This is a genomic window from Cryobacterium sp. TMT2-18-2, assembly GCF_004402245.1.
GTDB classification, from domain to species: Bacteria; Actinomycetota; Actinomycetes; order Actinomycetales; family Microbacteriaceae; genus Cryobacterium; species Cryobacterium sandaracinum.
The window spans coordinates 21,573-28,449 of sequence record NZ_SOFU01000034.1; the positions used below are offsets into that span (position 1 = coordinate 21,573).

Here is a 6,877-nt window from a genome sequence, read left to right on the forward strand (position 1 = left end):
GTCTCCGGGCAGGCATAAAATCTCGGCATGTCTGCTGACCCGGATGACTATCGTCAGGCCCTGGAGCGAGCGAAAGCCCATGCCCTGGATTGGCTCTCCTCCCTGCCCACCCGGCCCGTGGGGCCACGCGTCGACGCCGACACCCTCGCCGCGGGCTTCGCGGCGCCGCTGCCGCTGCAGCCGACGGACCCGGCGGAGGTGATCGACGAGCTGGCCCGGCTGGCCGAACCGGGGCTGATGGCGATGACGTCCGGCCGCTTTTTCGGCTGGGTGATCGGCGGCACGTTGCCGGCAGCCCTGGCAGCCGACTGGCTGGTCAGCGCGTGGGACCAGAACGCCGGGATGCGCTTCGCGACCCCGGCCACGGCCGCCGCCGAGGAGGCCGCCGGCGGCTGGATCCTCGATCTGCTGGGTCTGCCGAACGGCGCCGACGTGGGCTTCACCACCGGGGCCACCATGGCGAACTTCGTGGGTCTGGCAGCCGGACGCGATCATGTGCTCGGCGACGCCGGCTGGGACGTCGCGACCGCCGGTCTGGCCGGGGCGCCCCGCGTCGCCGTCTACGTGGGCGATGAGCGCCACGCGGTGATTGACCTGGCCCTGCGCTACCTGGGACTCGGCGCCCCCATTGTCGTCCCGGCCGACGATCAGGGCCGCATGCTCCCCGAGGCCCTGGCGGCCGCGCTCAACCAGGCCAATGGTCCCGCGATCGTCTGCCTGCAGGCCGGCAATGTGCACTCCGGCGCCTTCGACCCGGTCGGTGAGCTCACCGACCTCGCCCACCAGCACGGTGCCTGGGTGCACGTCGACGGTGCCTTCGGCCTCTGGGCCGCAGTGAGCCCGCGCTACCGCGAACAGCTGGCAGGCCTCGACACCGCCGATTCCTGGGCCACCGACGCGCACAAGACACTCCAAGTGCCCTACGACTGTGGCATGGCCATCGTGGCCCGGCCCGCCGAGCTGCGGTCCACCTTCGGGGTGCACACGAGCTACCTGTTCGCCGACGAGACCGGCCCGGGTGACCCCTACGAAAAGGTGCCCGAGCTGTCGCGCCGGGCGCGCGGCGTTCCGGTCTGGGCGGCTCTGCGCTCCCTGGGCCGCTCGGGCACCGTGATGCTGGTGGAGCGGCTGGCCGATCACGCCCGGGCCATCGCCGACGGTCTGGGTCGCATCCCCGGCGCCGAGGTGCTCAACGACGTGGTCTTCACCCAGGTCTGCGTCAGCTTCGGCGACGACGAGCGCACCCGCCGGGTGACGGAAGAACTACTCAAGGAGGGAACCGCGTGGATGTCGGGTTCGCGTTGGCAGGACCGGGATGTGCTGCGGATCTCCGTGAGCAACTGGTCGACGGATGCGGACGACGTCGCCGCATCCGTGGCTGCCGTCGAACGGGCCTGCGCTGCGGTCGCGCGCAACCGTCCGACGGAATATGAGAAGGCGTGAATTCGGCCGTGGTTCGGGCTGATCCCGGGGCTGATCGGGGCCCGGTCCGGGCGGCGATTCGTGCTTCGATCGGCGCCCGCCGTCGCCGGCCCGCGAGGTGCCGCTGGAGACGACGGTCGTAGGATCGAAGTAACAAGGATTGCCACAGGTTGCCGGTTGCCCCGGATTCACCGGCAACTGGAGGTAAGTCGAATGCTCGCTCAACCACGGGTCGTCATCGTCGGCGGCGGAATCAGCGGATTGGCGACAGCACACTACCTGCACCGCCGGCTTGGCGACGGGGTGCATCTCACCCTGGTTGAGGGTGGGGCGCGGTTGGGTGGCAAGATCTCCACTGAACGATTCGGCGGGCACCTCGTTGACGTCGGACCTGACGCGCTGATGGTGCGGGCACCCGTGGTGGCAGCCCTCATCGAGGACCTCGGGGTCAGCGACCTCGTCGTGGCCCCCGCCGGGTCCGGCGCACGCATCTGGTCGCGCGGGAAGCTGCGACGGCTCCCGGCCGGCACCCTCTTCGGCATCCCCGATCGACTGCTGCCCCTGCTGAAATCCCGACTGCTGTCGCCTCTCGGTCTGGCCCGTGCGGCCCTGGACCTCGTGAAGGCGGCCCCGGCGGGATTGCCAGACGACCCCACAATCGCAGAAATCGTTCGCCCGAGGATGGGCGGGCAGGTGTTCGACCGCCTCGTCGATCCGCTGCTCGGTGGTGTGCATGCCGGCAGGGCCGACGAGCTCAGCGCTCGGAGCACCGCGCCGGACATCGACGCTCTCGCCCGCGGCAATCGCAGCCTCTACCTCGGACTGCGGCGCCGACGCCGGAATGCCCCACCCCAGCCCGCCGGAGCAGGAGGCGCGGTCCTCGTCACCCTTCGTGGGGGGCTCGCCCGATTGATCGACGCACTGGCCGTCCACGTCGTGGGCGACGATGTGCGCCTCGGTACGGCGGTCGTCTCCGTGTCGCGCGGCACCGCCGGCTATGAGGTGAAGCTGAGCGACGGCACGGTGCTCGAGGCCGACGCGGTGGTGCTCGCCACTCCCGCGTTCGCTGCGGCGGACATGATGAAGACGGAAGCCCCCGACCTGGCCGCCGCGCTGGCGGGTATCCCCTACGTCGATGTTGCCACGATCTGCCTGGCCTACCCGCGCTCCGCCGTCGCCCACGACCTCGTCGGCACGGGCTTCCTGGTGCCGCCGGAGGAAGACAAATTCATTGTCGGCTGCACCTGGTCCAGCGCCAAGTGGCCGCACCTCGCCGATGACACAACCGTGATCATCCGCTGCATAGTGGGCAGGCGCCGCGACCAGCGCTGGATGGACCTCGATGAGGCCACCCTGGTCAGCCAGGTGCACGCCGAACTCGTCGAGGCCATGGGTCTGACCGGGCGCCCGACCGAGCAGCACATCGAGCGCTGGCTGCAGGCGATGCCGCAGTACATCGTCGGCCATCAGGGTCGGCTCGCCGCCGCGGAGGTGGCTCTGGGTCGGCTGCCGGGGCTCTACCTGACCGGTTCCGCCTACCGGGGGGTCGGGCTGGCCAGCTGCGTGGCCGACGCCGAGCGCACCGCCGACAAGCTCGCGCAGCTTCTGACCGATGCCCGTCCCGCGAGCGAGGTGCCCGCATGAGCGGGCTCAGCATTCCCCTCGGCGAGACCGCCGTGTTGCCGACGCTGCCGACCGCCCGCCGTGGAAAGGGCCCGGACTACGCGCAGCGCCCGATGCTGGTGTTCTGGGAAACCACCCGCGCCTGCGCGCTTGCCTGCAAACACTGCCGGGCCAGCGCCACGATGCAAGCCCTGCCAGGCGAGCTGACCACGGCAGCAGGTAAAGACCTGATCGACCAGGTGGCCGGATTCGGCCGGCCGTACCCGATCCTGGTGCTCACCGGCGGCGACTGCCTGATGCGCCCTGACCTGTTCGAACTCGTCGACTACGCCACCGGTCTTGGACTGCCGACGGCGCTGTCCCCGTCGGTCACGCCGACACTTACTCCGCAGATGATCGAACGGATCGTGGCGAGCGGGGTCAAGGCGGTGTCGATCAGCCTTGACGGCGCCGTCGCCGCGACCCATGAGGGCGTGCGCGGGATCCCGGGCCACTTCGACGACACCGTGGCGGCGATCCGGGCTCTCGCCGCGGTGGGGTTGACCGTCCAGGTCAACACGACCGTCATGCGCGCCAATGTCGACGAGCTCGCGGATGTCGCGGCCCTGATCAAGAACGCCGGCGCCGCTATCTGGGAGGTCTTCTTCCTCGTCCAGGTCGGCCGCGGCGTCGCGACCGAGGCCGTCAGCCCAGCGGAGCACGAAGACATCTGCCACTTCCTCTTCGACGCCTCCCAGCATGGCTTCATCGTGCGCACGGTCGAGGCACCCTTTTTCCGGCGGATCGTCGCTCGCCGACGCGCCGGTGACCCTGCACCGACGAGCGCTCCGTACAACGCCCTGTCCGCGAGGCTGGAAGCCCTGATGGGACCGCCCGCGGGCCTGCCGCGGGCGCAGACCGCGTCGACCCGCGACGGCAAGGGCATCGTCTTCGTGGCCTACGACGGCGAGGTCTACCCGGCCGGGTTTCTGCCACTCGGCCTCGGGAACGTGTGCACGACCCCGTTGGCCGAGATCTACCGGGACAACCCGCTACTCAAACAGATCCGGGCCACGGAGTTCACCGGCCGCTGCGGCCGCTGTGAGTACGCGGACCTGTGCGGGGGCTCTCGAGCCCGCGCGTTCGCGTCGAGCGGCGATCCGCTGGGGGAGGACCCGGCCTGCCCGTTCCAGCCGGGCGTGGCCGGTGCCCTCGTCGGTGCCTGAGTCTCAGCCCGTGGATGGCCTCGTGCCCGTGCCTGCCGCGGAGCCAGCCGGGTACGACGCCGTGGTCCTCCTCGGCTTCGGAGGCCCCGAGGGCCAGGACGACGTCATCCCGTTCCTCCGGAACGTCACCCGGGGCCGTGGAATTCCGGAGGCACGCCTCGAAACCGTGGCCGCCCACTACCGCGCCTCGGGTGGTGTGAGCCCGGTCAACGGACAAAACCGGGCGCTCCGTAACGCGCTCCAGACCGAACTGGCCGCCCGAGGCACCTTCGTGCCGGTGTACTGGGGGAACCGCAATTGGGTTCCGTACCTGCGAGACGCCGTGACTGCGGCCGTCGACGCCGGCCACACCCGATTGCTCGCGCTCACGACGAGCGCGTACAGCTCCTACTCGAGCTGCCGGCAGTACCGGGAAGACCTGGTTGAGGCGCGGTGCGCCACCGGGCTCGGCGACGCCGTGCGCATCGACGCGGTTCGCCCCTACTTCGACCATCCCGGCTTCGTCGCCCCGTTCGTGCTCGGCGTCTGCTCCGCCCTCGCCGACTTCGCCCGGCAGGGCCTGGCCCCGGACGACGTTCACGTGCTCTTCACAACCCACTCCATCCCGATGGCGGATGCCGAGCAGAGTGGCCCACGCGAGCGATCCTTCGGTGCCGGCGGTGCCTACGAGGCGCAGCACCGGGCCGTCGCGGAGGTGGTGATGGCCGCCGTTTCAGCGGTGGCGGACGACGGCACAGCGGCCGACGCCACCCCGGCCTGGTCTCTGGCATTCCAGTCGCGGTCGGGTCCGCCCGAAATGCCTTGGCTCGAACCTGACGTCAACGACGTCATCGTCGTGCTCGCCGCGGCCGGCACGCGAGCCGTCGTCGTGGTGCCGATCGGATTCATCTCCGACCACATGGAGGTCTCCTGGGACCTCGACACGGAGGCGGCGGCCACTGCCGCCGCGCACGACCTGGGATTTGCCCGGGTGTCGACCCCCGGCCTGCACCGGGAGTTCGTGGCGGGGCTCGTCGACCTGTTGCTCGAGCGACTGACGCCGGCGTCGACCACGGAACGCTGCGCGCTCACCGCGCTCGGACCGTGGACGGATGCGTGCCCGGTGGGATGCTGCGAGAAGGGCCCGGCCCGGAGGCCGGGGACGGAGCCCTCATCCCCAGCAGGAAATCCCGCGGCCCAGGGAGGTCCTTCATCGGGGGAGGCGCGCCGCTGACGCCCGCGCAACTGGCCGAACGGATGTCCGCCATCCGCGGGTGACCCCGGAATCCCACCGATTGGGTACGCTCGGCGATAGGGCTCAAGAAGGCTAACGAAGGACCAACCGTGACCCACCCGTATCCGTTGTATGTGGCCATCCGGGCGCAGTGCTTCTGCTGCCAGTCACTGCAGCCGTTCACGTTCACCTCGGCGACCGACCAGGTGGTCTGCGCATCCTGCCTGCACCACCTGGGGGCGGAAAAGGCCACCCGCCGGGACGCGGAGCACATCAAGCTGTGGGTCGGGCAATACGCCGACCAGCAGGAGAACCACCGTCAGTTCGCCGAGAAGTCGGCGGGGGCTGATGCCGAGAAGCAGGCGGTGATCGACGGGCTCATGGCCCAGGTGGTGGAGCTGCGCGGCGTCGTGGCCGGCGAGTCCGACGGCACGAAGAGCGCCGGGGTCCGCGCGCTCCTCGAGAGTGACCTGGTGCGGCGCGCCGAGCGGAAGACCGAGCTTGCGCATCGTCAGCTCGACTGGGCCATGGCCGTGCTCTGGCGGATCGGGCAGCTGCACCACAGTGTGGAGGGCATGCCGCTGGCCTGCGTCTGCGGGCGCACCGCCGCGGTTTGCGCGGAAGGTCGGGCGATCGAGCCGCAGCGGCAGGCCGTGCTCGACTGGGAGCGGAAGAACCTCGTGCTGCTGCGCGCCGGCTCCCGGCACGCCCTACCCGACGACCACCCCGAGGTGCGGGCCGCGAAACGACACCCGTGAGGGGTCCTGGCGGGCACCCCGTCAAACACGTCGGTTCACCGGCGAGCGGACGGCGGGGCCTACGCTGGAGAAATGGATCTCCTCAACACCCTGCACATTGTCACCGGCGTCTTCATCGTCGGGCCCATGGCCATCCTCCCCATGACCGCCATGCGCTCCATGCGGGCCGGGGAAGCCGGCCAGGTGGCCTCACTGGCGAAGTCCACCAATCTCTTCACTCTGCTGTCGCTGCTGGTGGTGTTCCTCGGTTTCGGCGCGGTGAGCTTCAGGGACAACGCGTCCCTCGCGTCGACCTGGATCTGGCTGTCGATCGTGCTCTACGCGGTGGCCCTCGTACTCAGCCTGTTCCTGGTGGTTCCGGCCATGAAGTCGGTTTCGGAGCTCCTCGCCGAGCAGTCCGCCAGCGGCACCCGGGTCGTCGGCGCCAAGGTCGCCGGCTACTCACGCGTGGCCATGGGCTCGGGCATCGTCTCGCTGCTCCTGGTGGTCGTGGTCGTGCTGATGGTCGTCAAGCCGGTCTAGCCGTTCACAGTCTCGCCGGGCTAGTTGTTGTTCCCATACAGGTTGTGAGCGTGGCGTGAGCTAAAAAGGTGAGGACCTCCGGTATCGATTGGGTTACCACACTCAACACGATGCAACGGAGGCCCTCATCGCTT

At 69.9% G+C, this 6,877-nt stretch carries 6 protein-coding genes; all 6 read left to right on the forward strand.

What is annotated here, in order from left to right; translation table 11 throughout:
* Positions 1-27 precede the first annotated feature (27 nt).
* The gene (locus tag E3O22_RS10765) at positions 28-1,443 is read left to right on the forward strand and encodes an aminotransferase class V-fold PLP-dependent enzyme (protein ID WP_134395236.1); all 1,416 of its coding nucleotides are present in this window, start codon (positions 28-30) and stop codon (positions 1,441-1,443) included.
* Positions 1,444-1,635: 192 nt separating this feature from the next.
* Entirely contained in the window at positions 1,636-3,066 is a 1,431-nt protein-coding gene (hemG, locus tag E3O22_RS10770; protein ID WP_134395237.1) for a protoporphyrinogen oxidase, read from the forward strand.
* Complete coding sequence (locus E3O22_RS10775) at positions 3,063-4,250, forward strand: TIGR04053 family radical SAM/SPASM domain-containing protein (RefSeq protein WP_134395238.1); 1,188 nt, start codon at positions 3,063-3,065, stop codon at positions 4,248-4,250. The genes hemG and E3O22_RS10775 overlap by 4 nt, the downstream gene beginning before the upstream one ends.
* Positions 4,251-4,260: 10 nt before the next feature.
* Positions 4,261-5,463, forward strand: a complete 1,203-nt coding sequence (locus E3O22_RS10780; RefSeq protein ID WP_241976614.1) for a ferrochelatase — start codon at positions 4,261-4,263, stop codon at positions 5,461-5,463.
* A gap of 110 nt (positions 5,464-5,573) precedes the next feature.
* Positions 5,574-6,221, forward strand: coding sequence for a hypothetical protein (locus tag E3O22_RS10785; protein ID WP_134395240.1), 648 nt, complete (start codon positions 5,574-5,576; stop codon positions 6,219-6,221).
* Between the two features lie 72 nt (positions 6,222-6,293).
* Positions 6,294-6,743 carry a DUF2269 family protein gene (locus tag E3O22_RS10790; protein WP_134395241.1) on the forward strand — a complete coding sequence of 150 codons (450 nt, stop codon included), beginning with the start codon at positions 6,294-6,296 and terminating at the stop codon, positions 6,741-6,743.
* Positions 6,744-6,877 lie beyond the last annotated feature (134 nt).